Annotated in this window: 21 protein-coding genes; 14 read left to right on the top strand and 7 right to left on the bottom strand. The window is 73.0% G+C overall.

Annotated elements, in window-relative coordinates; translation table 11 throughout:
* Window positions 1–5: 5 nt before the first annotated feature.
* Window positions 6–473 carry an RDD family protein gene (locus tag ACH4S9_RS05815; protein WP_398370054.1) on the bottom strand — a complete coding sequence of 156 codons (468 nt, stop codon included), beginning with the start codon at window positions 471–473 and terminating at the stop codon, window positions 6–8.
* 267 nt (window positions 474–740) lie between these two features.
* On the opposite strand from ACH4S9_RS05815, the gene glnA reads away from it, so the two are divergent.
* Both glnA and ACH4S9_RS05805 read left to right on the top strand, forming a co-directional pair.
* Complete coding sequence (gene glnA / locus ACH4S9_RS05810) at window positions 741–2,150, top strand: type I glutamate--ammonia ligase (RefSeq protein WP_311729999.1); 1,410 nt, start codon at window positions 741–743, stop codon at window positions 2,148–2,150.
* A gap of 247 nt (window positions 2,151–2,397) precedes the next feature.
* Entirely contained in the window at window positions 2,398–2,898 is a 501-nt protein-coding gene (locus ACH4S9_RS05805) for a molybdopterin-dependent oxidoreductase (RefSeq protein ID WP_398370052.1), read from the top strand.
* A 25-nt stretch (window positions 2,899–2,923) separates the two neighbouring features.
* On the opposite strand, the gene eno is transcribed toward ACH4S9_RS05805, so the two are convergent.
* On the bottom strand, window positions 2,924–4,207 hold the full coding sequence (gene eno, locus ACH4S9_RS05800) for a phosphopyruvate hydratase (RefSeq protein ID WP_398370050.1): 1,284 nt from the start codon (window positions 4,205–4,207) through the stop codon (window positions 2,924–2,926).
* A 76-nt stretch (window positions 4,208–4,283) separates the two neighbouring features.
* On the opposite strand from eno, the gene ACH4S9_RS05795 reads away from it, so the two are divergent.
* From ACH4S9_RS05795 to ACH4S9_RS05770, 6 genes are all read left to right on the top strand, one after another.
* On the top strand, window positions 4,284–5,147 hold the full coding sequence (locus tag ACH4S9_RS05795; RefSeq protein WP_385347864.1) for a winged helix-turn-helix transcriptional regulator: 864 nt from the start codon (window positions 4,284–4,286) through the stop codon (window positions 5,145–5,147).
* 122 nt (window positions 5,148–5,269) lie between these two features.
* Window positions 5,270–7,744 carry a SpoIIE family protein phosphatase gene (locus ACH4S9_RS05790; RefSeq protein WP_398370047.1) on the top strand — a complete coding sequence of 825 codons (2,475 nt, stop codon included), beginning with the start codon at window positions 5,270–5,272 and terminating at the stop codon, window positions 7,742–7,744.
* Between the two features lie 87 nt (window positions 7,745–7,831).
* Window positions 7,832–8,932 (top strand): sugar ABC transporter substrate-binding protein, encoded by a 1,101-nt coding sequence (locus ACH4S9_RS05785; protein WP_398370045.1) that lies wholly within the window; start codon window positions 7,832–7,834, stop codon window positions 8,930–8,932.
* Between the two features lie 62 nt (window positions 8,933–8,994).
* Window positions 8,995–9,777: an ATP-binding cassette domain-containing protein gene (locus ACH4S9_RS05780; RefSeq protein ID WP_311730005.1), complete on the top strand. Its 783-nt coding sequence runs from the start codon at window positions 8,995–8,997 to the stop codon at window positions 9,775–9,777.
* Window positions 9,774–10,988 (top strand): sugar ABC transporter permease, encoded by a 1,215-nt coding sequence (locus ACH4S9_RS05775; RefSeq protein ID WP_311730006.1) that lies wholly within the window; start codon window positions 9,774–9,776, stop codon window positions 10,986–10,988. The genes ACH4S9_RS05780 and ACH4S9_RS05775 overlap by 4 nt, the downstream gene beginning before the upstream one ends.
* Window positions 10,989–11,115: 127 nt before the next feature.
* A complete protein-coding gene (locus ACH4S9_RS05770) occupies window positions 11,116–13,023 on the top strand; it encodes an ABC transporter ATP-binding protein (protein WP_385347854.1) in 1,908 nt (635 codons plus the stop codon).
* Window positions 13,024–13,396: 373 nt separating this feature from the next.
* On the opposite strand, the gene ACH4S9_RS05765 is transcribed toward ACH4S9_RS05770, so the two are convergent.
* From ACH4S9_RS05765 to ACH4S9_RS05755, 3 genes are all read right to left on the bottom strand, one after another.
* Window positions 13,397–13,891, bottom strand: coding sequence for an inorganic diphosphatase (locus tag ACH4S9_RS05765; protein WP_311730008.1), 495 nt, complete (start codon window positions 13,889–13,891; stop codon window positions 13,397–13,399).
* Window positions 13,892–13,973: 82 nt separating this feature from the next.
* Complete coding sequence (locus ACH4S9_RS05760; protein WP_311730009.1) at window positions 13,974–14,789, bottom strand: carbon-nitrogen hydrolase family protein; 816 nt, start codon at window positions 14,787–14,789, stop codon at window positions 13,974–13,976.
* A gap of 221 nt (window positions 14,790–15,010) precedes the next feature.
* The gene (locus tag ACH4S9_RS05755; RefSeq protein WP_311730010.1) at window positions 15,011–15,451 is read right to left on the bottom strand and encodes an SPW repeat protein; all 441 of its coding nucleotides are present in this window, start codon (window positions 15,449–15,451) and stop codon (window positions 15,011–15,013) included.
* 122 nt (window positions 15,452–15,573) lie between these two features.
* On the opposite strand from ACH4S9_RS05755, the gene ACH4S9_RS05750 reads away from it, so the two are divergent.
* Together ACH4S9_RS05750 and ACH4S9_RS05745 are read left to right on the top strand one after the other, a co-directional pair.
* On the top strand, window positions 15,574–18,585 hold the full coding sequence (locus tag ACH4S9_RS05750; protein WP_398370041.1) for an AAA family ATPase: 3,012 nt from the start codon (window positions 15,574–15,576) through the stop codon (window positions 18,583–18,585).
* Between the two features lie 191 nt (window positions 18,586–18,776).
* Window positions 18,777–19,568 carry a serine protease gene (locus ACH4S9_RS05745; protein WP_311730012.1) on the top strand — a complete coding sequence of 264 codons (792 nt, stop codon included), beginning with the start codon at window positions 18,777–18,779 and terminating at the stop codon, window positions 19,566–19,568.
* 114 nt (window positions 19,569–19,682) lie between these two features.
* On the opposite strand, the gene ACH4S9_RS05740 is transcribed toward ACH4S9_RS05745, so the two are convergent.
* A complete protein-coding gene (locus tag ACH4S9_RS05740) occupies window positions 19,683–20,054 on the bottom strand; it encodes a 5-carboxymethyl-2-hydroxymuconate Delta-isomerase (protein WP_311730013.1) in 372 nt (123 codons plus the stop codon).
* A 121-nt stretch (window positions 20,055–20,175) separates the two neighbouring features.
* Between ACH4S9_RS05740 and ACH4S9_RS05735 the strand changes: the two genes are divergently transcribed.
* The gene (locus ACH4S9_RS05735) at window positions 20,176–20,307 is read left to right on the top strand and encodes a hypothetical protein (protein WP_311730014.1); all 132 of its coding nucleotides are present in this window, start codon (window positions 20,176–20,178) and stop codon (window positions 20,305–20,307) included.
* A gap of 106 nt (window positions 20,308–20,413) precedes the next feature.
* On the top strand, window positions 20,414–21,007 hold the full coding sequence (locus ACH4S9_RS05730) for a winged helix-turn-helix domain-containing protein (protein ID WP_398370038.1): 594 nt from the start codon (window positions 20,414–20,416) through the stop codon (window positions 21,005–21,007).
* A 90-nt stretch (window positions 21,008–21,097) separates the two neighbouring features.
* On the opposite strand, the gene ACH4S9_RS05725 is transcribed toward ACH4S9_RS05730, so the two are convergent.
* A complete protein-coding gene (locus tag ACH4S9_RS05725; protein ID WP_398370036.1) occupies window positions 21,098–23,311 on the bottom strand; it encodes an MMPL family transporter in 2,214 nt (737 codons plus the stop codon).
* 262 nt (window positions 23,312–23,573) lie between these two features.
* Between ACH4S9_RS05725 and ACH4S9_RS05720 the strand changes: the two genes are divergently transcribed.
* Window positions 23,574–24,857 (top strand): sensor histidine kinase, encoded by a 1,284-nt coding sequence (locus ACH4S9_RS05720; RefSeq protein ID WP_385347186.1) that lies wholly within the window; start codon window positions 23,574–23,576, stop codon window positions 24,855–24,857.
* Between the two features lie 213 nt (window positions 24,858–25,070).
* Complete coding sequence (locus ACH4S9_RS05715) at window positions 25,071–26,495, top strand: hypothetical protein (protein WP_398370034.1); 1,425 nt, start codon at window positions 25,071–25,073, stop codon at window positions 26,493–26,495.

Raw genomic sequence — 26,495 nt, 5'->3', positions numbered from 1 at the left:
GGGGCTCAGATCCGGATCTGCACCGAGCCGGAGAGCCGGTCGTGCAGACCGCGGGTGTCCCGGTCCCAGACCACGGCGGGGATCACGAGCAGCAGCAGCACGGCGCGCAGCACCACGCGCGGCAGGCCCAGCCGGCCGCCCTTCTCGGAGATCACGCGCAGCTTCAGCAGCAGCTTGCCGGGGGTGCAGCCGACCGTGCCGACGAAGACCACACTCACCGCGAAGAAGACGGCCAGCGCCCAGTTGCCCGCGGCCTGCGCCTTGCCGCCGGACAGCAGCGCGTAGGCGACGAGCAGGCACAGTCCCCAGTCGATGAGCAGCGCCCCCACGCGGCGTCCGAGGGGTGCGATGGAGCCCGGCCCGCTCTCCGGCAGCCCCAGTCCCTCGCCCCGGTAGCCCAGGTCGACGCCCATGTCCTCGGCGGTCGCGCGCGGCCCGGAGAGCCATGATCCGATTGCTTGCCTATTGTCCACCCGACCACGTTACTGCGACCGCATACGTTCCCCGTGGAGCGGGGCCCGCTTCCCGCGTGGCTCTCCCCCGGACCGCCCCCGCGCGGACCGGGCCCCCGCCTCACACACCCCCGGCGCATCTCACGCATCCCGGTTAACCTGGGTGAAACAAATGGGTCATGCCCGGGAAATCCCGTCTGCCTATGGTCGGCCCCAGCGCGTCAGCCGCACATGAGCCGCGCGACCGAACAAATCCCCGTCCCCCGCGGCCGGGCTAGGAGGAGTTGGATGTTCCAGAACGCCGACGACGCTCGGAAGTTCATCTCGGACGAGGACGTCAAGTTCGTCGACGTCCGGTTCTGTGACCTTCCCGGCGTCATGCAGCACTTCACCGTACCGGCGGAGGCGTTCGACCCGCACGAGGAGCTCGCCTTCGACGGCTCGTCGATCCGCGGCTTCCAGGCGATCCACGAGTCGGACATGGCCCTGCGTGCGGACCTGTCGACGGCCCGTGTCGACCCGTTCCGGCGGGACAAGACGCTCAACATCAACTTCTTCATCCATGACCCGATCACGGGTGAGCAGTACAGCCGCGACCCGCGCAACATCGCCAAGAAGGCCGAGGCCTACCTCGCCTCCACCGGCATCGCCGACACCGCGTACTTCGGCCCCGAGGCCGAGTTCTACGTGTTCGACAGCGTCCGCTTCGAGACCAAGTCGAACGAGGCCTTCTACCACATCGACTCCGAGGCGGGCGCCTGGAACACCGGTGCGCTGGAGGACAACCGCGGTTACAAGGTCCGCTACAAGGGCGGCTACTTCCCGACCCCGCCGGTCGACCACTTCGCCGACCTGCGCGCCGAGATCAGCCTCGAGCTGGGCCGGTCCGGCCTCCAGGTCGAGCGCCAGCACCACGAGGTGGGCACCGCCGGCCAGGCCGAGATCAACTACAAGTTCAACACGCTGCTCGCCGCGGCCGACGACCTTCAGCTGTTCAAGTACATCGTCAAGAACGTGGCGTGGAAGAACGGCAAGACCGCGACCTTCATGCCGAAGCCGATCTTCGGTGACAACGGCTCGGGCATGCACGTCCACCAGTCCCTGTGGCTGGGCGGCGAGCCCCTCTTCTACGACGAGCAGGGCTACGCGGGCCTGTCGGACATGGCGCGCTACTACATCGGCGGCATCCTCAAGCACGCCCCGTCGCTGCTGGCCTTCACCAACCCGACGGTGAACTCCTACCACCGTCTGGTCCCGGGCTTCGAGGCCCCGGTCAACCTGGTGTACTCGCAGCGCAACCGCTCCGCCGCGATGCGTATCCCGATCACCGGCTCCAACCCGAAGGCCAAGCGCGTCGAGTTCCGCGCCCCGGACTCCTCCGGCAACCCGTACCTGGCCTTCTCCGCGCTCCTCCTCGCGGGCCTGGACGGCATCAAGAACAAGATCGAGCCGGCCGAGCCGATCGACAAGGACCTCTACGAGCTCGCCCCCGAGGAGCACGCGGGCGTCCCGCAGGTCCCGACCTCCCTCCCGGCCGTCCTCGACTCCCTCGAGGCCGACCACGAGTTCCTGCTCCAGGGCGATGTGTTCACCTCGGACCTGATCGAGACCTGGATCGACTACAAGCGCACCAACGAGATCGCTCCGCTCCAGCTGCGTCCGCACCCGCACGAGTTCGAGCTCTACTTCGACGTGTGAGCCGAATTCGTCCGACGTAGCGTCAGACGCTGAACGGTGAAGGCCGCCACCCGGGTCCGGGTGGCGGCCTTCACCGTTTCCGCGAATCCCTCCGCCGCCGCAGATCGCATCTGCGAGGAGTTAGGGGCGATTAGCGCCGCAGATGCGACTTCAATTACCCATTGGGCTTGCATATGCGGATTAGCGTCGACGCGGGGCGGGCATAACGGCAGGATTGGCGTGCGATTCCCGCGGAGGTGGAAAGCCCATGAGCAATTCACCCCTACCCGTCAGCCCCGCCCCCTCCGGTGAGCCCGTTTCCGGGCCGTTCGCCGTGGTCCGGCTGGTGGGGGATCTGGCCCGGCCGGCTCGGCTCCGGGTGCGTGATCTGGGTGCCTGGCCTCAGCACCGGGCCCGGGTCAGCTTCGAGTGCGCGACCAGCGGGGTGCAGCACCACCGCTTCGAGGGCCCGCTGCTGCACGATGTGCTGTACGACGCGGGGCCCGGCTTCGACCCGGCCCGCCGCAAGGACCGGCTGCGTTTTCTGATCGATGTCACGGGGGCGGACGGGCACCGCGCGGTGCTCTCCTGGGGCGAGATCGATCCGGACTTCGGCCGCGCGCCCGTGCTGCTCGCCACGCGCATCGACGACACCCCGCTGGACCGGGCCGGGCCGCAACTGGTGTTGCCGCAGGACCGGTGCGGGGCCCGGCACATCAGCGGGATCACCGCGATCCGCGTCGACGGGCACTACACCGCCCGGGCGTGAGCGGCGCGGCCCATCGGCCGCCGGTCTATCGGCGCAGCCCGAGGGCGTCCCGGCCGGCGTAGCGGGCCTGGGCGCCGAGTTCCTCCTCGATGCGGATGAGCTGGTTGTACTTGGCGGTCCGGTCGGAGCGGGACATCGACCCGGTCTTGATCTGGCCGCAGCCGGTGGCCACCGCGAGGTCGGCGATCGTGGTGTCCTCGGTCTCGCCGGAGCGGTGCGACATGACCACCGTGTAGCCCGCCCGGTGGGCGGTGCGGACGGTGGCCAGGGTCTCGGTGAGGGTCCCGATCTGGTTGACCTTGACCAGGATGGAGTTGGCCACCCCGTCGACGATGCCCTCGCGCAGCAGCGTCTCGTTGGTGCAGAACACGTCGTCGCCGGTGAGCTGGCAGCGGTCGCCGAGCCGGGCCATCAGCAGCCGCCAGCCGTCGAGGTCGTTCTCGGCCATCGGGTCCTCGATCGAGGCGACGGGGTAGCGGTCGACCAGCCCGGCGAGGTAGTCCACGTGCTGCTCGGGGGTGCGGCGCACGCCCTCGCCCACGTAGTCGTAGACCCCGTCCCGGAAGAACTCGGAGGTGGCGGGGTCCATGACGACGGTGATGTCCTCGCCGGGCTTGTAGCCGGTGCGCTCGACGGCGCGGACGACGAAGTCCAGCGCCTCGTCGGCCGTGCGCAGGGCGGGGGCGAAGCCGCCCTCGTCGCCGACGCCGGTGCTGTGGCCGGCGGTGATGAGGTCGCGGCGCAGGGTGTGGAAGACCTCCGAGCCCATGCGTACGGCCTCGGCGAAGGTGGCCGCGCCGATCGGGGCGATCATGAACTCCTGGAAGTCCAGCGGATTGTCGGCGTGCGCGCCGCCGTTGACGATGTTCATCATCGGCACCGGCAGCCATCGCGCGTCCACCCCGCCGACGTACCGGTACAGCGGCAGCCGGTGCGCGGCCGCGGCCGCCTTGGCCACGGCGAGCGAGACGCCCAGGGTGGCGTTGGCGCCGAGCCGGGACTTGTTGGGGGTGCCGTCCAGCTCGATCAGGGCCGTGTCGACCGCGGACTGGTCCTCCGCGTCCAGGCCGACCACGGTGTCCGCGATGGTCTCGTTGACGGCGTCGACGGCCCGGCGTACGCCCTTGCCGTGGTAGCGGGACGGATCCTCGTCGCGCAGCTCCACCGCCTCCCGCGCCCCGGTCGAGGCCCCGGACGGCACGGCGGCGCGGCCGAGCGAGCCGTCGGACAGCTCGACGTCCACCTCGACGGTGGGGTTGCCGCGGCTGTCGATGATCTCGCGTGCGACGACGCGGGCGATGGCGGTCATGGTGCAGCTCCTCACATGCGCTGAATGTTCCCTCGTGAAACAAAGTGAGTTCCGAAAAGGAACTTACTATGGGGGCATGAGGATGCACAACGCCGACGCGACCTGCGGCATCGCCCAGGCCGCCACGATCGTGGGCGACTGGTGGAACGTACTGATCCTGCGGGAGGTCGCCCGCGGCCAGGTGCGCTTCGACGCCCTCGCCGCCGAGTTGGGCCTGTCCCGCAAGGTCCTCACCGAGCGGCTCGGCCGCCTCGTCGCCGCCGGTGTGCTGAGCCGCGGTCTCTACCAGCGCCGCCCGGTGCGCTACGAGTACCTGCTCACCGACTCCGGACGCGCGCTGCTGCCGGTGCTGGTGGCCATGCAGGACTGGGGCGACCGCTGGGCCCTCGGCGACGGGAGCCTGACCGCCACGGCGGCGGAGGACGGCGCCGAGCACGCCCGCGTCCATGCGCTGGCCGGCACGCGGCTGCCCGAGGGGCTGCTGCTGCCCGCCACAGGCGGCGCCCCGCTCGACGTGGTCGCGCCGGACGCCGCCGCGACCGTCCTGTTCAGCTATCCGGCCACCGGCGTCCAGTGGGAGGAGCCACTGCCCGGCGCCGCCGGCTGCGCCCTGGAGAACCGCCTCTTCCGCGACGCCTGGCCCGCGCTGCGGGACGCGGGCGTGGCCGTCCACGGCGTCAGCACCCAACTCCCGGACGAGCAGGCGGCCTTCGCCCGCGCCGAGTCCGTTCCCTACCCGCTGCTGTCCGACCACCGGCTGAGCCTCGCCGCCGCCCTGCGGCTGCCCACCTTCCACGGCGCGGGCAGGCTCCGGCTCAAGCGCGCCGTCCTCGTCCTCGACCCGCTGCGGACCATCCGGCATGTCCTCTTTCCCGTCGGCGACATCTCCCACGCCGTGGACGAGGCCCGGCGGCTCGCGACCGCACTGGCGCACGGCTGAGCCCCGGCCCAAACCCTCCTCCGGACCCCGCTGGTTCCGCGCCGGCTATGCCATCCTGATGGTGTGAGCGCCCTCGCTTGTCCGGGCGGGCACACGGGCGCGCCAGGAGGTGGAATGGCGCAATGGCCGGCCAAGGCGGCTCCGGAGTGGACCTCACGGTGGAGGGCGCCGTGACGGAGCAGGCCCTGGTGTTCGCCACGGCGGCGCTGACCGCCGTGTACGTACTGTCCCCGGACGGCGACGAGCTGCGGCTCACCGAGACGGCCGGCGGCCCGCGCGCCCTGTACGGCCTGCCGACCAGCTATCCGCTGTCCGGGCGCTCCCCCGTCGCCGACGCCTTCCGCACCGGCCGGCCCCAGTGGTCGACCTCCGCGAAGCTCGCCGCCTACGGGGAGGGCGCCCAGCGGGCCCTCCCGGCCGATATGTCGCTGGGCGCGCTGCCGCTGGGGGCGGACGGCAGACGGCTGGGCTGTCTGGTCGTGGTGTATCCGGGGGACGGCTTCGACGCCGAGCAGCGCAATTTCCTGGAGCTGTACGCCGATCAGATCGCCGCCCAGCTCAAGGCGGGCGACCGGGCAAGCGGCGGGGCCCCGGCCCGGACCGGGCCGCTGTCGGTGCTGCGCTCCGCGCTGGACCATCTGCACGTCGGCTCGTTCACCCTGGTGCTGGACACCGGGCGGATCGACGCGGACGCGCAGCTGCTCGAGCTGGTCGACATCGCCCCGGAGTCCTTCGACGGGCGGGTGGAGACCCTGCTGGCGCACACCGTGCCGGAGGACCTGCCCGCGCTGATGTCCATCGTCGAGCCGGGCCAGATGGCGCTCGGCAGCCGTGACCTGGAGTTCCGTATCCGCCGGCCGACCGGCGAGCTGCGCTGGCTGCGGCTGTGCTGCCGGATCCAGGGCGATGCCGTGGGCACCCCGGAGCGGCTGCTGGGCCTGGTGGCGGACGCCTCGTATCTGCGGCCCACCGCCGACGAGGTCTCCCGGGTGCAGCGGCTGTCCGCGGCGCTGGCCAACGCGATGACCGTCCGCGACGTCAGCCTGGTGGTGACCGCCGCGCTGCGCGAGCCGCTGGGGGCCGACCGGGTGGCGCTCGCCGAGCTGGAGGGCGACCGGCTGGTGGTGACCGCCCTCGACCCGCCGGAGCCCAGCGCCTGGCCGGGGATATGGCGGTCCGAGTGGCGGTCGGAGTGGCCCGATGTGCCGCTCCGCGCGCTGCCCACGCTGGAGACCGCGCTGCGCGAGGGCCGGATCACCCTGCTGCCCCCGGACGGCGGCCTGGAGCCCGGCCTCGCGGACATGGGCGCCGGCGGCCTGGCGGTCCTGCCGCTCCCGGCCCAGGGCCGGGTGGTGGGGGTCTGCCTGGTCGGCTGGGCGGAGCCGCACCGGTTCTGCCCGGAGGAGCGGTCACTGCTGACCGCGACGGCGGGTCTGGTGGGGCAGGCCCTGATGCGCACCCACGCGTACGACGCCGAGCACGAGCTGGCCACCATGCTTCAGCGCAGCCTGCTGCCCCGCCGGCTGCCCCCGCTCCCCGGCGGGGTGGCCGTGGCCCGCTATCTGCCCGCGATGAGCGGTCTCGAGGTGGGCGGCGACTGGTACGACGTCATCCCGCTGCCCAACGGCCATGTGGCGCTGGTGATCGGCGACGTCCAGGGGCACAGCGCCGGAGCCGCGACCATCATGGGCCAGATACGCACGGCCATCAGGGCCTACGCGGTGGAGGGCCACCCGCCGGACGTGGTGATCTGCCACGCCAACCGGCTGCTGGTCGGCATGGAGACGGAGCTGTTCGCCACCTGCGCCTATGTCGAGCTGGACATGGAGGAGGGCGACGCCTGGTTCGTCCGGGCCGGACATCTGCCGCCGCTGCTGCGCCACCCGGACGGCACCACCGAGGAGGTGGAGGCCGAGGGCGGGCCGCCGCTGGGGGTGCTCGCCGACGCGGAGTTCGCGATGACCGCGGTCGGGCTGGCCCCGGGCACGGTGCTCACGCTGCTGACGGACGGGCTGGTGGAGTCCGCGGCCCTCCCCCTGGACGACGGCCTGCTGCGGGTGCGACGGGCACTCTCGGAGGCGGACCCGTCCGACGCCGGGCGGCTGGCCGACTCGCTGCTGGGCGACCTCAGCCGGCGCGACGACGATGTGGCCCTGCTGTTGCTGCGCTACGACGGGATGAAGGTCCGGCCGATCCGGGCCGGGTGGGCGGTGTGGCGGCTGCCCGACGCCGTGATGCACGCGCGCCGCTTCACCGCGCGCACGCTGCGCTCCTGGCGCGTGGCGGAGGAGTCCGACATGGTCCTGCTCGTCGTCTCGGAGCTGGTCACCAACGCCCTGGTGCACACGCAGGGCCCGGTGCGGCTGGACCTCACGCTGGCCGGGGACCGGCTGCGGATCGCGGTGAGCGACGCGTCGCCGCGGGCGCCCGCCAAGCCGGTGCTCGTGGACTGGGAGTCGACCGGCGGCCGGGGCCTGCTCCTGGTCGAGGCGATGTCGGCGACCTGGGGCTCGGTGCCGGTCAGCGGCGGCAAGCAGGTGTGGGGCGAGCTCGTGGTGGCCGCGGGCCGGACGGCCGACGGGGACGGAACGCAGTGAGCCGGACCCGGGCCGGGCCGGAATCCGGAACCGGAGCCGGAGCCGGAGCCGTCCCGCCCGGTGCCGGGTGAGGAGGTGCTTCGCACCGTGAGAGCCCATCGGCGCCATGCCGCCCTCCTCGCGGTCGCGGCCTCGCTGGCCCTCGCCCTGGGCGCCTGCGGCAAAGCGACCGAGTCCGGCACCGTCGTACGGCCCGTCCCGCCCCCGACGACGGGTCACCCGACGATCGGCCTGCTGCTGCCGGACAGCACCACCCCGCGCTGGGACCGGTTCGACCGGCCCCTGATCGAGCGGCGGATCGTGCGGCTGTGCCCCGCCTGCACGGTGCAGGCCGTGAGCGCCCAGGGGGACGTGGCCCTCCAGCAGCAGCAGGTGGACTCGATGATCATCAAGGGGGTGAACGCCCTGCTCCTGGTCCCCGTGAACGCCAAGGCGATGCGCCCCGCCGTCGAGAAGGCACGGAACGCGCGCATCCCCGTCGTCTCGTACGACCGCCTCGCCGAGGGCCCCATCTCGGCCTATGTCTCCTTCGACGGCCAGGAGGTCGGCAGGCTCCAGGCGAAGGCGCTGCTGAGGGCCATGGGCCCGCGGGCGCGCGGCGCCGGGATCGTCATGATGAACGGCGACCTGGCCGACCCCAACGGGGTCGCGTTCAAGAAGGGAGCGCTGTCCGTCCTCCACGGCAGGGTCAGGATCGAGAAGTCGTACGACACGGCGGGCTGGCGGCCGGAGAACGCCTACACCAACATGTCCGGCGCCATCGCCGCGCTCGGCCCGCACCGCATCGACGGCGTCTACGCCGCCAACGACGGCCTCGCCTCCGGGGTGATCGCCGCCCTCAGGGCCAACAGCATCCGGCCGATCCCCCCGGTCACCGGCCAGGACGCCGAACTCGCGGCCGTACAGCGCATCGTGGAGGGCAAGCAGTACATGAGCGTCTACAAGCCCTTCAAGCCCGAGGCGTACGCCGCCGCCCGGATCGCCGTCAACCTGGCCCGGGGCGCGGGCCCCGGCCCGATCGCCCGGGACCGGGTCCGCGGCGACGTCCCGGCCGTGCTGCTCCGCCCGATCCCGCTGACCGTCCACAACATCCGGCAGACGGTGGTCAAGGACGGCATGTACACGATTCGCCAGATCTGCACCCCGGAGTACCGGCCGGCCTGTGTGAGGGCCGGGCTCATGCCCTGACTCTGGGATGCCATGTTCGCAATCCGGACTGTCCCAGCATTACGGGACAGCTCTTAGGGGAGATGGTTACCGTGCCGACTCCACCTCTGCTGGCGTTGCGCGATGTCTCCAAGCGATTCGGCGCCGTCCAGGCGCTCGCCGACGTCGAGTTGGAGATCCACACCGGTGAGGTCGTCGCCCTGCTGGGGGACAACGGCGCCGGCAAGTCCACCCTGGTCAAGGTGATCGCCGGGGTCGGCCCCGCCGACCGGGGCGTCTTCGCGTGGGAGGGCCGCGCGGTCCAGGTCAAGCGCCCCCACGACGCGCAGAGTCTGGGCATCGCGACCGTCTACCAGGACCTGGCGCTGTGCGAGAACCTCGATGTCGTCGGCAACGTCTTCCTCGGCCGCGAGGTGCGCAGATTCGGCATCCTCGACGAGGTGGAGATGGAACGCCGGACCCGCGAACTGCTGGCGGCGCTGTCCATCCGTGTCCCCGACGTACGCGTCCCGGTGGCCACCCTGTCCGGCGGCCAGCGGCAGACCGTCGCGATCTCCCGGGCGCTGCTGGGCGAGCCCAGGCTCCTGCTGCTCGACGAGCCCACCGCCTCCCTGGGCGTCGAGCAGACCTCGCACGTCCTCGACCTGGTGGAGCGGCTGCGCGACCACGGCCTGGGGGTGCTGCTGATCAGCCACAACATGGGCGACGTCAAGGCCGTCGCGGACCACGCCGCGGTGCTGCGGCTGGGGCGCAACAACGGCTTCTTCGATGTGACCACCACCTCCCAGGAACAGATCATCTCCTCCATCACCGGCGCCACCTCCCATGCCCGCCGGCCGCCCCGCGCCGGGGAGGCGGGGCCGTGAGCGCCCGCGCCCCGGTGCCCGCCCGGCGCGCCGAGGACGGCGTGTTCGGCGAGTTCCGGCGGCGGCTTGGCAGCGGCGAACTGGGGTCGCTGCCGGTCGTCCTCGGCCTGATCCTGCTCTGGGCCGTCTTCGAGATCCTGAACAGCAACTTCCTCTCGCCGCGCAATCTGTCCAACCTGAGCGTGGACATCGTGGGCACCGGGCTGATCGCGGTCGGCGTCGTCTTCGTGCTGCTCATCGGGGAGATCGATCTGTCGGTCGGCTCGGTCAGCGGGCTGGCGGCGGCCGCCTTCGCCGTACTGAACGTCAACGAGGGCCTGCCGGAGTGGCTCGCCCTGGTCATCGCGGTGCTCCTGGGCGCCCTGATCGGCGTCGTGCACGGGTTCTTCTTCGCCAGATTCGGCGTACCGGCCTTCGTCGTCACCCTCGCGGGGCTGCTGGCCTGGAACGGCCTCACCCTCTACCTCCTCGGCCAGAGCGGCACCATCAACCTCGACGACCAGGGGCTCGTCGCCAAGCTGACCAGCTACTACTTCCATGACATCGCCGCCGCCTACGGCCTCGCGGCCCTCGGCCCCACCGCCTTCTTCCTCGCCGCCTACCGCGACCGATGGCGCCGCAAGGCCGCCGCCATGCCGTACCGGCCGCTCCACGAGATCGCGGTGCGCACCGGCGCGATCGCGGTGGTCGCGTTCGCGGCCGCCTATGTGCTCAACCGGTTCCAGGGCCTGCCGCTCGCCCTGCTGATCTTCGTCGTGCTGGTGGCCCTGCTGGACGTGCTGCTGCGCCGTACGCCCTACGGCCGCTCGGTCTACGCGCTGGGCGGCGGCGTCGAGGCGGCCCGCCGGGCCGGGGTCCGGGTGGCGTGGGTGCGGATCTCGGTCCTCATGGTCTCGGGCACGATGGCCGCGCTGGGCGGCCTGTTCCTGGCCTCGCGGATCACCTCGGTCAGCCAGCCCTCCGGCTCCGCGATCCTGCTGCTGAACGCCCTGGCGGCGGCCGTCATCGGCGGCACCAGCCTGTTCGGCGGCCACGGCAGGACGTGGTGCGCGGTGCTGGGCATCCTGGTGATCGAGTCGCTCGCCTCCGGCATGGCCCTGCTGAGCATCCAGTCGGCCCTCCAGTTCATGATCACCGGCGGGGTGCTGCTCGCCGCCGTCGTCCTCGACTCGCTCTCCCGCAGCTCCCAGAAGACGCGCGGCCGGGCCTGACCCCGCCGGCCGGGGCGCCGCGCCATGCCCCGTTCGAGTGGATCCGCGCCGTATGCCGGACGCCGCGGTGGGCCGTACGGCAGCGTGTGGGGCCGTCGCACCGCCACAACCGCCACAAGGGGGACCGATGGCGACCCAGACCTCCGACCAGCCGATCGACCAACCGACCGGGCCGCCCACCGAGGAGCTGCGGTACCGGTCGGCCACGCTCGCGGCGCTCGAGCGGAACCCGATCAACAGCCGGTCCATGGCGCGCAGGCTGCCGCAGCTGGTGCGGCGGGCGCTCGCGCTCGGCTGGCAGGTGGACCGCAGGGCGGTGGTGGCGCTGGTGCTGTGCCAGGTGCTGTCGGGGTTCTTCGAGGCGTTCGGGCTGCTGGCCACCACCGGCACGATCACGGCGCTGATCTCGTCCGGTCACATGGCCGACCGGCTCCAGGAGGCGCTGCCCTCGCTCGCGGTGCTCGCCGGGGCGGCCGGGTTACGCGCGCTGCTGGGCATCGGCGTCTCCAACATCTCCACCCGGCTGGCCCCCCGGATCTCCCGGGAGGCCGAGATGCGGATGCTGCACGCGGCGATCAACGCCGAACTGGCGGCGTACGACAACCCCGGGTTCAACGACAAGTGGGACGCGGCCGACCGGGGCGCCGTCGTCGCCCAGGACCTGATCATCGAGTCCCAGCAGCTGACGGCCTGCCTCGCCTCCCTGGTGGCGGCGGCGGGCGTGGTGACCGTACTGCACCCGGCGCTGCTGCCGCTGCTGCTGCTCGCCGCGCTGCCGCAGGGCGTGGCCGGGATGAAGGCGGCCCGGGTGCACTACGAGACCTCGCGCGCGATGAGCGCCGAGCGGCGCACGCTCGGGCTGCTGCGCTGGTACATGGTCGACAAGGACATCGCCGACCAGCTGCGCTCGGGCACCATGGCGGCCTTCCTCCTGGGCCGCTACCGCGCCATCGGCGCGCGGGTCGACGCCGCGACCGACCGGGCGGCCCACCGGGGCGCGCGGTTCGCGGTGCTGGGCGCGCTGGCCGGAGGGGCCGCCTCCGGGCTGGTGTGGGCGGCGCTGGCGCTGCTGCTGGGCTCGGGGCGGATGTCCGTCGCCTCGGCGGGGACCGCGGTCTTCGCGCTGCGCACGGTGGGCTCCTCGCTGCGCGGCATGGTGGGCTACGGCACCCGGCTGTTCCGTACCGGGCTGTATCTGGACGACTGGGCGGAGTTCATCGAGGAGGCGGGCGGCCACCGGATGCGGCGCGGCGCGCGGGTCGCGGCCGCGCCGAAGGTGGTCAGGGCCGAGGCGGTCACCTACCGCTATCCGGAGTCGGACGCGCCGGCCCTGGACGAGGTGAGCGTGGAGGTCCGGCGGGGCGAAGTCCTCGCCCTGGTCGGCGAGAACGGCTCCGGCAAGACCACGCTGAGCAAGCTGCTCACGGGGCTGTATCTGCCCTCGGGCGGCGCGGTCACCTGGGACGACGTCAAGACCGGGGACCTCGACCCGGACGCGCTGTGGCGGCAGACCGCGGTCGTCCCCCAGGACTACGCCCACTGGCCGCTGACCGCCCGCGAGAACATCACGCTCGGCCAGCCGCACGGCGGGGACGAGGCGGTGCGGGAGGCCGCCGCGTACTCCGGGGCGCACGAGGTCCTGGACGGGCTGCGCAGCGGCCTGAACACGCTGCTGGCCCGGCAGTGGTGGGGCGGGGTGGAGCTGTCCGGCGGCCAGTGGCAGCGGATCGCCCTGGCCCGCGCCTTCCACCGGCCCGCCGGGCTGCTGGTGATGGACGAGCCCACCAGCGCCCTCGACGCGCGCGCCGAGCACCGTATCTTCGCGGGGCTGCGGCGGCTGGCGGAGGACCGCGCGGTCGTCCTGGTCACCCACCGCCTGGCGAACGTCGCGGTCGCCGACCGGATCGTGGTGCTGGACCGCGGCCGGGTGATCCAGCAGGGCACCTTCGGCGAACTCGTCGACGCGCCCGGGCTGTTCCGGGAGCTGTGGACGCTCCAGAACGACCGAGGCACGGCGCCCGAGCCCACGCCCTGACCACGCCTGCGGCGAGCTGCTCCCCTACCCGCCCCTTCCCACAACTGGAGCTCCCGCCCCAGACCCCGAGCGGCAGGCCGAGCCCGCGCCACGCGACGGCTCCGCCCCGCAGGCGCCCCACCGCCCTGGCCCGCACCCGGGGTCTGGGGCGGGAGCCCCCACGCGGCGCAGCCGCAAACCGGCTCAACGCGCCTCGGCGCCCGGGCGCCGGCACAGAGCCCCGCAGACCGGCACAGCTCCCCCGGCCCCGCACAACCCACGGCACCGCCGCACGGCACGGCTTGCCATGGCACCCGGGGTCTGGGGCGGAGCCCCAGTTGTGGGAAGGGGCGGGTAGGGGAAAACCCTCCCCCGCCAGGCGTCGCGCGACGGCTCACCCGGCCAGTCCGGCCGCCGCCGCGCGCTGCCGCGAGGCCGCTATCTCGTCGTACGCCCGGTCGCGGCCCTCCCAGTGGGAGCCCTCGACGGACTTGCCGGGTTCGAGGTCCTTGTAGACCTCGAAGAAGTGGGTGATCTCCATCCGGTCGAACTCCGAGACGTCGCCGATGTCCCGCACCTCCGCATAGCGCGGATCGTGGGCCGGGACGCACAGGATCTTCTCGTCCGGGCCCTTCTCGTCGCTCATGCAGAACATGCCGATGGCCCGGCACTCGATGACACACCCGGGAAACGTCGGCTCACCGACGGTGACCAGCGCGTCCAGCGGGTCGCCGTCGCGCCCCAGGGTGTGGTCGATATAGCCGTAGTCGGCCGGGTACTTGGTGGCGGTGAACAGCATCCGGTCCAGCCGGATCCGCCCCGACTCATGGTCCATCTCGTACTTGTTGCGAGACCCCTCCGGGATCTCCACGACGACGTCGAAGTCCATCGCGACCTCCTCCCGCGGCCACCCCCGCGCCCGGCGCGCGCTTCCAGTGTGCGCCGGGCGCGCGGGGCACGCCGTACGAAGGTCACACGCCCCGACCCAGCCTCCGGTTGGCCAGAACGGACACCTTACGGCGGACGGCCGTGACCTCGTCGGCGTGGATCTCCGCCACCAGCAGCCCCGGCGTCGCCCCCAGCCGCTGCCGCACGGTCCCGTCGGGGCCGACGACGGCGCTGTGCCCGATGCCGGTGGGGGCCGTCGGGTCGGCCGCCTCCGCGGCCAGGGTGCCGGTGGCCGCGGGGTCGGCCTGGCCGACGGCGGCCAGCCATACCGTGGCGTCCAGCGCCCGGGCCCGGGTCAGCAGTTCCCACTGCTCGCGCTTGCCCGGCCCCGCGCCCCACGAGGCGGGCAGCAGCGAGAGCCGCGCGCCCGCGTCGGCGTGGGCCCGGAACAGCTCGGGGAAGCGCACGTCGTAGCAGGTGGCCAGGCCGATCCGGAGGCCCTCCAGGTCGAAGGTCACCACCTTGGAACCGGGCGCGACGGAGTCGGACTCGGCGTAACCGAAGGCGTCATACAGATGGATCTTGTCGTAGGAGGTCTCGACTCCGGGCCCGGTGGCCAGCAGGGTGTTGGCCACCCGCCCGTCGGGCGCCGGGGTGAACATGCCCGCCACGATCACCACTCCGCAGTCCTTGGCGATCCGCCGGACCTCGGTGGCCCACGGCCCGTCCAGCGGCTCGGCGAGCGGCGCCAGCGGGGTGCCGAAGCACGCCATGGAAGCCTCAGGAAAGACGATCAAACGGGCATCGGCCGCGGCGGCGCGATGCGCCTGCTCCCGGAGGACGGCAAGGTTCTGCTCCGGGCGCGGGCCGCTGACAATCTGGCTCAGTGCGATACGCATGACGCGAACTGCCTCATTCCCTGGACGTTGCCTCGAGTGGTCCCTACGGGTGTGTACGTGACGCCCCGGGGGTGCGCTCATTGTGCGGCCTGCGCATAACTGACCGTCCGTCACCCGAAAGCCGCCGCACGAAAGCCGTCGGCCGCACGACCGGTGAGGTCATGCGGCCGACGGCCCGTATCCGTCTCCGTATCCGTTTCCGTGTCAATTCACTTGTGGATTCACGCCTCCCGGCTCCTGCGCATCAACACCCCCGCCGCGAAAAGCCCGAGGACGCATGTGATGGCGCCGACAACGACGTTGTTCCAGATCATTCCGGCGTCGGGGAACCGTGTGACCACCCAGGGGGAGATGATCATCCATACACCGATCGCGGACATCGCCCAGCACAGGCTGTACATCCGGCGCGGCGCCGTGGTCAGGCCGATGCCCAGCAGGGCCACGCCGATGCCCAGGATGAGGTTGTTGACCGTGAGGTCGGGGCGGGCGCCCGAGAAGTGGACCACCCAGGGGGAGATCGCGAAGTAGAGACCGGCCAGAAGCACCGGCCCGTCGACGAAGACAACATCCCGTGCACCAACCATGCGTGCGTACCGCTCCCGCATTTCGGTTACGTCGGGGTGATGCGTGATATCACTCCTGTGGCGTGAGACGTCGGCCATACGACTCGCCTCCTTCGATCCATGCAAGTCTGACCGCGCAGTGCGGCGCGCTGCCGCACCACCATTGTGCGCCTCGCCTTGATTTATAGGTAGATGTCTGTTTGAGCGGGAGGGAAGCGGATATGCCCGTGAGGCGGCATTCCGAGCCGCATGCCGAATGGCATTCCGAACGGCACTCCGGACCGCGGCCGGAGCCCGTGGTCGGGCGCGGCGAACTGCTGGCCCGGGGGCGCGAGCAGCTGGCGCGCGGCGGGAGCGTGCTGTTGCCGGGGCCGGCCGGGATCGGCAAGTCCACCGTGCTGCGGGCGCTGGCCGCGGAGGTGTCGGGCGGCGGGCGGCTGGTGCTGCGCTGCTCCCCCGCCGAGTCGGAGCGCCGGCTGCCCTATCTGGCCCTGATCGATGTGCTCGGGCCGGTCGCGGACGAGGTCGCGGGCGCGCTGCCCGACTGGCAGCGGTCCGCCCTGGACGAGGCGCTCACCGGGCGGCGCGGCCCCGCCGACCCCGCCGAACAGCACGACGGGCACGGCGGGCACGACGGGCTGACGCTGCGCCTGGCGGTGCTCTCGGTGCTGCGGGCGCTGGCCGAGCGGGCGCCCGTACTGCTGGTGGTGGACGACCTCCAGTGGATGGACCCGCCCAGCCGCGAGCTGTTGGCGTTCGCGGCCCGCCGAGTGGGCGGGCTGCCGGTGGGGATGGTCGCGGCGGTGCGGACGGACCCGGTCCTGGCACCGTCCGGCGGTGAAGCGGAAGGGAACAGCCCGGCCTACTTTCTACGCGCGTTGCCCCCGCCCGCGCTCGTCCTGACGGTGCCCCCGCTGTCGTATCCGCAGGTCGCCACGGTGCTGAGGGCGCGAAGACCGGCGAAACTCCCCGGTTCCGTGCTGCGCGAGATCCACCGCACCAGCGGCGGCAACCCCTGCTTCGCCCTCGAACTCGCCCGCGCGCTCGCCGAGTCGGGCAGCGCGCCGCGCCCCTGCGAGCCGCTGCCGGTCCCGGCCGCCCTGCGCGACCTGGTCCTCGACCGGCTGCGCGCCCTGCCCGCGCCGGGCCGCCGGACGCTGCTGATCGCGAGCGCCGCCGAACGCCCCACTCTGGCGCTGCTGCGCGCGGCGGGCCGCGCCGAGGCCGAGGCGGAGCTCGCCGAGGCGGCCGCGCTGGGTTCGGTGGACCGGGAGCACGACCCGCACGCCGCGGTCCGCTTCACGCATCCGCTCCTCCCCGCCGCCCTGTACGCCGAGGCGGCGCCCGGCGACCGGCGCGCGGCGCACGCCGCCCTCGCCGAAGCCACCGCCGACCCGGTCGAACGGGCCCGCCATCTGGCCCTGGCCACCGCGGACCGGGACGAGCACATCGCCGCGACCCTGGCCCGCGCCGCCGCCCTCGCGCGCGAGCGCGGGGCGCCCTCGGCCGCCGCGCGCCTGGGCCTGCTCGCCGCCGACCGCACCCCCGCCGAGGCGGTGCGCACCGCCTTCGCCCGGCGGCTGGACGCGGCCGAGGACGCCCTGGTCGCGGGCGAGCCGGAGCTCGCCCGCGACACCGCCCAGGAGGTGCTGGCCAAGGCGGTGCGCCCGGCCGACCGAATACGGGCGTGGCTCACCGTCATCGACTCGGCCGGGCAGGCCATGGCGGACCTGGACGACGCCTTCCCGCAGGCCCTCGCCGACGCCGGAGCCGACCCCCGGCTGCTCGCCCCACTGCGCCTCCGGCTGTCGCGGCGCGCCCTGCTGGTCCTCGGCTCGCTGCCGCGGGCCCGCCGGGAGGCCGCCGAGGCCGCGCGGCTCGCGGCCCTGGCGGGCGACCGCCGCACCGAACTGCTCGCGCTGTCCTGCCAGGCGCGCGCCGAGGCCCTGATGGGCCACCAGGACGCCGAACACACCCTGGCCCGGGCGCTCGCCGAGCCCCAAGGCCCCCAGGACCAGCAGCTGGCCTGCGCCCCGGACGGGCCTGGCCATACGCGCTTTCGCATGCTGCTGGCGGACGACCGGCTGGAGGAGGCGCGGGCGGCGGGCGCGGCGCTGGTCCGGCTCGCGGAGCGGCGCGGCGCGGTGCCGAGCCGGATCCTGTCTCTGCGCGGGCTCGCCGAGACCGAGCTGCGGGCGGGCCGCTGCGCGCCCGCCCTGGATCTCGCGCACCGCTCCCTGCGGCTGGCCCGGGACGCCGGGGTCGGCGAGGGGCCCGCGCTGCGGCTCGCGGCGCTGGCCGAGGCGTCGGGCGGCGGCGTGGCGCGCGCCCTGTCCCTGGCGCGGGAGGCGGTGCACCGCGCCCAGGAGGACGGGGACCTGCTCCATCTGGCCCGGAACCTGTCCGTGCTCGGCCACGCCCGGCTGGTGGGCGGCGACCCCGAGGGGGCCGTCCTCGCGCTGCGCCGGGCACGGGAGATGGAGCGCGCGCAGGGCGTGGCCGACCCGGCGCGCGGCCGCCGGCAGGGTGACCTGGCCGAGGCCCTGGTGCGTATCGGCGGGCTCGACGAGGCGCGCGAGGTCGTCGAGTCCACGCGCGCCCCGGCGATCCGGCTGGGCCGGGTCGGCGCCCTGGCCGTGCTCCAGCGGGCCGAGGCCCAACTGACGGCCGCGCGCGGCGACCTGGACGCCGCGGCGGCCGCGCTGCGGGCGGCGGCGGCCCGCCTCCGCGCGCTCGGACACCGGATCGAGGAGGGGCGGGCAGAGCTGGCGCTGAGCCAGGTGGAGCTGCGCCGGGGCGACATCCCGGCCGCGCGCACCGCGCTCGACGCGGCGGCACATGTCTTCCGACGCGCCCGGGCCCGCACCTGGCTGGAGCGGGTGTCGGCGGAACTGGCCGCGGTGGAGCCGGAGTACGGCGCATACGTGCGGACGGCGGCGCCGGGGAGCGGCCCCGGCGCCGGGCCGCCCCCGGCCGCGCCGCCCCCGGCCGCGCCGCCCCCGGCCGCGCTGCCGCCGAGCGCGCTGCCGTCCAGCGGGCTGTTGGACGCGCTGGCCGAGATGGAGCGACGGGTGGCCGCGCTGGTCCTGGAGGGCGCGACCAACAGGGAGATCGCGGCCCGCCTGTTCATCAGCGTCAAGACCGTGGAGGCGACGCTCACCAGGGTCTACCGGAAATTGGGGATCCGATCGCGCGTCGACATCGTCAGACTCGCGACGCGCTGGACGGGGTGAAGTGGGATTCAACTCGGGTTTAACGCGGGGAACATGGGGTTTTCCCTATGCCACAGGTCAAGGGCCAACCCTCATTGGGTGTGTGGCGCAACGGCTTCTAGCGTGAAGCGGCCGTCGGCGATCAGGAGGTCGCCGGCCTGGTGCGCTCCGCTTCCTGTTCCCCCCACTTTCAAGAAGCCACGAGGAGAAGCATGTTCTTCAAGCTCCCCCGCCGCGCCACCCTCACCGCCGCCGCCGTCGCCGCAGCGGCGTCCCTCGCCACCGTGCTGACCGGCACCGCCGCCCAGGCCGCCCCGCAGCCCATCGTCGGCGGCACGACGACCACGTCGACCGCGTACCCGTACGTCATGCAGATCACGGACTCCTCGCAGAACCAGTTCTGCGGCGGCACCCTGGTGTCCCCGACCAAGGTGGTCACCGCCGCCCACTGCATGGTCGGCGAGACCACCAGCAGCGTCCGCGTGGTCGGCGGCCGCACCTACCGCAACGGCACCAACGGCACCGTCGCGAGAGTCAGCAAGATCTGGATCCACCCCACGTACACCAGCGTCACCAAGGGCGACGACGTGGCCGTGCTGACCCTGTCGACCTCCATGCCGTACACCGCGCTGCCCTACGTGTCCTCGTCCGACACCAGCCTGTACGCGGCCGGCAGCACCGCCCGCATCCTCGGCTGGGGCACCACCAGTTCGGGCGGCTCCTCCTCCAACCAGCTGCGCACGGCCACCGTGCCCACCGTCTCCGACTCCAGCTGTAGCGGGTCGTACGGCAGCCGCTACATAGCCTCCGACATGGTCTGCGCCGGATACACGCAGGGCGGCGTGGACACCTGCCAGGGCGACAGCGGCGGCCCGCTGGTCATCGGCGGCAAGCTGGCGGGCATCACCTCCTGGGGCGACGGCTGCGCGGCGGCGGGCGCCCCGGGCGTCTACACCCGGCTGACCACCTTCTCCTCGCTGGTCGCCACCCAGATCAACTCGTAGCTCCGAAGGTCCGGTTTCGGCCGGGGCCCGCGGCCCCGCCGGACAGCGCTCCGACGCCCGTAGGGGAGGTCCCTGATCTCCCCTGCGGGCGTCCGCCGTGGGCGCCGGGCCCGGTCAGGCCGGGAAGACCTCGTCGTGCTTCACGTACCAGGCGCGGTCGAGGTCGGTCACATTGACGGTGGTCCCCACGGTCAGCCCCGGGACGGGCGCCAGATGGGCGCGCGCCACCTCCAGCACCGCCTGGGACAGCTCGCGCTTGGTCTCGGCGTCCCGGCCGGACAGGATCGCCACCTCGATGTGGATCATGGCGTGGTGCGGGGCGCCGTCCGCGATGACGGCGTCCTCCAGCCGGCGGAACCGGGTCTTGCAGCCGGCCACCTGGGTGTCGATGGTCTTGGCGACGACCGGGTGCAGGGCGAGGCCGAAGGCGCGGCGGTCGAAGGCCTCGGTCAGGGTGTCGGAGTACTCGACGACGATGTGCGGCATGGGGAATGCGCTCCTTACGGGGTGGCGGCGGGCTGCGCTCGCGAGGACCTGTTGCCCGGGCATCGTCGCACCCGGCCACCGCGGCGCGCGCCGCGGGCCGGTCGTCTGCTTCAATAGGGGAATGGCCAGCCTCCATGACGCCGCGACGGGTCCCCTCGACCTCGAGCCGTTCTGGCCGTCCCGGCAGGCGCACCACTTCGACCGCGAGTGTTGCCGCGTATCGCATGCGCGGGCCCGCTCGCTCGGCCGCTGACGCCACCCGACCGCTCAGCCGCCCTGCTCCCGGGTGATCTCCCGGCGGCACAGCCCGCGCGCACGACGTCCACCGACGCCCCTTGAGCGCGAAAGAGCCGATTCCCATGACAAACGTCCGTAGTCTGTCCGCTTCCGCCACCTCCGCCGCCTCCGGCTCGGCCACCCCGGCCGCCGCGTCCGGCCGCCACCCCCATCCCCACCGGCAGCGGCTGCGAGCCGTCGCGCCCGACGAGGTGCCGCCGGTCGCCGAGCTGCTGCACTCCGGCGCCACCTGGCTGCCCGCTCCCCCGCACACACTGCCCGCGCTCCCCGGGCAGCCGCCGATGGTCGGCTATCTCGTGCTCGTCCCGGCCGCCGACACCGCGACGGCGGCGGCGGGCCGGCCCGAGCGGAACGAGGCGGTCACGGGCGACGAGCTGGTACGGATCGACCCCGAGCAGCGCACCGCGCAGGTGGCCGGGCGGCCGCTCGACCTGACGTATCTGGAGTTCGAGCTGCTGGCCCACCTCGTGGCGCATCCGCACCGGGTGCACACCCGCGACCAGCTGGTGACCACGGTGTGGGGCTACGGCCACGTCGGCGACGGCCGGACGGTGGACGTCCATGTCGCCCGGCTGCGGCGGAAGATGGGCGCCGAGCACCGGGGCACGATCGTGACGGTCCGCCGGGTCGGCTACAAGTACGTGCCGACCACCTGAGTCGCCCCGTACGACAGCGCGACGCCCGCCGCGCCGGGTCAGGCGACATACGGCCTGATCCGGCGCGGCGGGCTGGTGTTCGCGGTGAGATCAGCGGCCGATGGACACCGGCGGCTGGTGGCTCGGGGCCGCGGGCGACAGCGGCTCCTGGTCGTGCCCGCCGTGGTTGAGGGTCGGCAGCCAGGCGAGGGCTCGCGGCAGGTACCAGTTGCGCTCTCCGAGCAGCGCCATCACCGAGGGCAGCAGCACCATCCGGACGAGCGTGGCGTCCACCAGCACCGCGACCGCGAGGCCGACGCCCATCTGCTGCATGTCCTGCATCTGGAGCAGGGCGAAGACCCCGAACACCGCGACCATGATGGCGGCCGCCCCGGTGATCGAGCCCGCCGTGGACCGGATGCCGTCGCGGATCGCCTCCCGGGTGGGCAGGCCCCGCTCGTGTGCCTCACGGATCCGGGAGACCACGAAGACGTGGTAGTCCATCGAAAGACCGAAGAGGATCACCAGGACGAACAGCGGCATCCAGCCCTCGATCGCCCCGGCCGGCTCCATGCCCAGCGTCTCCGCGCCCCAGCCGTGCTGGAAGACGGCGGTCATCGTGCCGTACGCGGCGCCGACCGACAGCAGGTTGAGCAGGATCGACACGATGGCGATCGGCAGCGACCGGAAGCAGACCAGCATCAGCAGGAAGGTCACGGCGGCGATGAAGAGGAACACCGGTGCGATGTCGCTGTTCAGCTGGTCGTTGAAGTCGATGCTCGAGGCCAGCTCGCCGCTCACGTACGCCTTCTCGGAGACCGGACCGAGGACCTGCGGGACGATGTCGTCCTTCAGGGTGCGCAGGGCGTGCTTGGAGGTGGCGTTGGAGCCGTTCCCGGCCAGCGGCACCTCGATGCGCGCCACGCCCTCGTCCTTGTGCAGCTCGACCTCGACGTTCTTGCCGAACTCGCCCGAGGCGGCGAGCTTCTTCCTCAGATCGGTGACCGCGCCCTGGAACCGCGACGAGGACAGGTCGTCGGCCCGTACGACCACCTCGGCCGGGGCAGGGCCGCCGGGGAAGGACTCGGTGATCTCCGTGAAGGCCACGGTCAGCTTGGAGTCCTTGCCGAACTGCTTCTCCATGCCGAGCTGTTCGGTCTTCATCCCCAGGGCGGGGGCGCACAGGGCCAGCAGCAGCGCGCCCGCGAGGACGGCGAACAGGCCCGGCTTGGCCAGCACCGGCTTCATCAGCCGGCCGGAGATGCCACCGCTGGCGTGCACGCCCTTCCTGCGGCGCCGGTTCAGCAGCGGCACCCGCCCGGCGTCGATCCGGTCGCCGAGCCAGGACAGCATCGCGGGCAGCACCGTCACCGAGCCGAGCATCGAGGTGAAGACGACCAGGATGGTGGCGACCGCGAAGCCCTTGAAGAGCAGCAGCCCCGACAGGAACATGCCCGCCATCGCCATCATGACCGTGATGCCGGAGACCAGCACGGCCCGTCCGCTGGTCGCCGCGGCGATGCGCAGCGCGGTCTCGGCGTCCCGGCCCGCGGCCCGCTCGTCACGCTCGCGCCGCAGGTAGAACAGGCAGTAGTCGACGCCGACGGCCAGGCCCACCAGGAACATCACGGAGTTGGTGCTGGAGTACAGCGGCAGCTCGTGGCTGGCCAGCGCGAGCAGGCCGAAGGTGCCGACGCAGGCGGTCAGCGCGAGGAAGACCGGCAGCAGCGCGGCGACCAGGGCGCCGAAGACCACCAGCAGGATGCCCAGCGCCAGAGGAACGGCAGTGAGCTCCGCGGTCTTCATGTCGCCGGAGAGAATGCCGTCCAGGCTGTGCGCGAAGCTGGCGTCACCGAACTCGTAGAGCGTGACGCCCTCATGGGCCGCCCCGGTCTGCTTCACCGCGTCGAGCACCGGCTTCACCCGGTCCCCCGCGGTGTCCGCGTCGCCCTTCATCTCAAAGCTGATCAGCCCCTCCCGGCCGCTCTCGGAGCGCACCGGCCGCTGGATCCGCTCGGCCTCGCCGGTCTTCTCCAGCCGCGCCACGAGGTCGCCCGCCGCATCCCGCCAGCCGTCCGGCTCGGCGCTGCGCACCATCACCATCTCGCCGGCGGGGGCCTTGAGCCCGGCGTCCTCCAGGATCTTCTCGGCGCGCGCCGAGTCACCGCTGCCGTTCTGGGAATTGGTCATCTCGTTGATGCCGGACATCCCGCCGACGACCGCGACGACCACGACGAACAGCAGCCATCCGATGATCGCGGTCTTGCGGTGTCGGGTGCTCCACCCGCCGAGTCGTACGGCGAGCCCCCGCCTCGTTGCACTCATGGCGTCTCCCCCCGGGAGGTGTGAGTCCTGAACGGAACCGACAGGACTGAACGGACTGAACGGACTGTTGCGGTCACGTCATCGACACTAGAAACGGGCGGGCTCGCGCCCCAGCCGCACAAGCCCCCAGTCGGGGGAGGCAAAAGGAGAGTGCCGGGGGTGGTGCTAGGTCTACCTCGGGACGGGGGCAGGACCGAGTGACGGGCCGTGCCCGGTCCGCCAGACTTGAGCGGTGGAGGCGAAGCGTTCAAGGGGGTGTCCGATGAGGGTGCGCAGGGGGCTGGTGGCCACTGCTCGGGGGCTGGGGCTCGCGATCGCCTCGCTGGCCGGGTCGATCACACTGTTCACGCTGGCGGTGGTGTCCCTGGTCTTCATCCCGCTGGGTATCGGGGTGATCGCCACCCCGCTCGTGCTCGCCCTGGTCCGCGCGCACGCCAATCAGAGACGGCTCCTGGCCGCCCGCTGGTGCGGCGTCGAGATCCCCCTGCCGTACCGCGCCCTGCCCCCCGTGTCGCGCCCCGGGGTGGTGGGCGTGGTGGACCGCTGCACCAGGCTGCTGAAGGACCCGGCGACCTGGCGGGATCTGCTGTGGCTGTTCGTCGACCTGACCGCGGGGGCCGTCCTGGCGCTGCTGGCCTTCGGCCTGATTCCGTTCGGGGTGGAGGGCTGGACCCTGGCGCTGGGCACCTGGCGGCCGATCGTGCACGGGGCGGGTGGCTATTGGTACGGGTTCATCCCGGTCACCTCCCAGTCCACCGCGAATTACGCCGCTCTGCTGGGCTCCGGGGTCATGGTCCTGGGCGTCTTCGCCTCCCCCGTCCTGCTGCGTGCGCATTTCCTGCTCGGGCGGGCTCTGCTCGCGCCCACGCCGCGGATGACGCTCGCCGAGCGGGTCCAGCGCCTCACCGAGACCCGGCACGACGCGGTGGACACCTCCGCCGCCGAGCTGCGCCGCATCGAGCGCGATCTGCACGACGGCGCGCAGGCCCGCCTGGTCGCCATGGGCATGAGCCTGGGCACCGTCGAGGCGCTCATGGAGAAGGACCCGGCGAAGGCCAGGGAGTTGCTCTCGGCGGCCCGCGCCAGCTCCGCCGAGGCGCTGGCCGAGCTGCGCGACCTGGTCCGCGGCATCCACCCGCCGGTGCTGGCCGAGCGGGGCCTGGGGGATGCCGTGCAGGCCCTGGCGCTGCGGATGCCGCTGGCCGTCGAGGTGGAGGTGGACCTCCCGGGCCGGCCGGGCGAGCCGGTCGAGTCGGCGGCGTACTTCTCGGTCAGCGAGCTGCTGACGAACGCGGCCAAGCACTCCGGCGCCGAGCGGGTGTGGGTCGACATCCACCACGACGACCCCACCGGCACCCTGCGCATCGCGGTGACCGACGACGGGAAGGGCGGCGCGTCCGCCTCGGAGGGCTCCGGGCTGAGCGGGGTGCAGCGGCGGCTGGGCGCCTTCGACGGGGTGATGGCGATCAGCAGCCCGGTCGGCGGGCCGACGATGGTGACCATCGAGATACCGTGCGAGCTGTCCGCCCCGCGCCCCACGGCCTGACACCACCGCCCGGGGTCGCCGGTCCTCCCGGAAACCCGAAGGAAAACCCGAAGGCGGGGCCGAGTCCTGGGGTGTTAGCGTGCGACAGTCGGCCGCGGGACTCCGGCGCGACTTCCGGAACCCGCCTGTTAAGCGATGATTCGCAGCTCGTGCCCCCATTCCCCGGCCGACCCCTTCATGCCATCACCGCCGTGCCGCCAGGGGAGCCCCTCGATGGAGAACCAGGCCGACCTCGTGGCGGCCGAGGATCTGTTGCTGTTCGTGAACGCGGCGATCACCTCGACCGGACAGCGGGAGTTCCGCTCCCGGGCGGACGAGCAGCGGATGTCGCTGGCCTTCCTGCACGCGTATGTGCTCGGCAACTACCGCGAGCTGTACGCGGCGACGCTCGCGCTGGACATCAACCACCACAACGCGGCGCTGATCGTGCGCAGGCTGCTGGAGACCGCCTCCGAGGCGACACCCGAGCAGCGGCGCACCGAGGGGCGGCTGATCGCCGGGCGGCTTGCCGTGCTTCCGCCGCAGCGGGTGTACCGGCTCTTCCGCGAGGTGCGCCGGGCCGGGGTCAACAACCGCCGCACCCGGGCCATCATGCGGGACTGGCTGGCGGCCCGGCCCGATCCGGCGCTCGACGCGGTCAAGTACCGCTCCGGGGTCAAGGCGGTCGCCCGCCATGCCCATCTGCGGCTCGACCGCGAGCTGGGCCCCTTCCTCTTCGCGCCCCACACCCGCAAGGCCGGGTTCACCACCCCCCTGTTCGAGTCCTGGCGCCGCGCCCACTACACCCAGAGCGCGCTGTACGAGCTGCCGTACACGGTCGCCGAGGGGTTCGCGGCGCGGCACGGTATCGACCGCGGCGCCTTCCTGGAGCGGATCGCCCCGCGGCTGACCCGGCTGGAGCGGCTGCGGCTCCAGGAGTCGGCCCGTGCGCACCGGGCGGACGCGGTGGCCGCCGACCTCGCCGCCATGCCCCTGACCCGGCTGGCGAGCTATGTCCTGGCCCTCCCCCTGGACGACCGGGTCCGCCGCCGCGAGGAGCTGACCGCCGCGCTGCGGGCGGCCGCGCTGCGCACCGCGGGCCCGCGCGCGGGCAGCTGGGGCAGGGTGGCCGCCGTGCTGGACGACAGCTTCTCGGCCTTCGGCTCGGCGCAGAAGCGGCGCCGGCCGCTGGCGGTGGCGCTGGGCTGCCACTTCCTGCTGGAGGCGCTGGCGGGCGAACTGATCCCGCTGTGGCTGTCCGGCCGCACCGACGCGCTGCTGACGTACCCGATGGGGCCGACGCCGCTGGGCACCCGCGTCCTGGACGCGCTGGAGCACCGCCCGGACCGGCTGGTCATCGTCTCCGACGGCTGGGACAACGCCCCGCCCGGCCTGGCCGGCGAGGTGCTGCGAATATGGCGCACCCGCCTGGACCCCCGGGGCCGCACCAGCGTCGTCCACCTCAACCCGGTGTACGACGCGGAGGACTTCGACGTACGGCGGCTGGCGCGGGAGGTGCCGACCGTCGGGGTGCGGGACGCGGAGGACGTCCCGGCCCTGGTGGAGCTCGCCCAGTTCGCGGAGGGCCGCAGCCGGGCGGCCGAGCTGTGGGCGCATGTGGACACCCGCGTACGGCGGTTTCTGGAGGTGGAGCGGTGA

Origin of the sequence: Streptomyces sp. NPDC021225 (genome assembly GCF_044332865.1) — a bacterium.
In the GTDB taxonomy this organism is placed as follows: domain Bacteria; phylum Actinomycetota; class Actinomycetes; order Streptomycetales; family Streptomycetaceae; genus Streptomyces.
The sequence above is the reverse complement of the archived record's forward strand: the minus strand, read 5'-3'. Positions and strand labels throughout refer to the sequence as shown.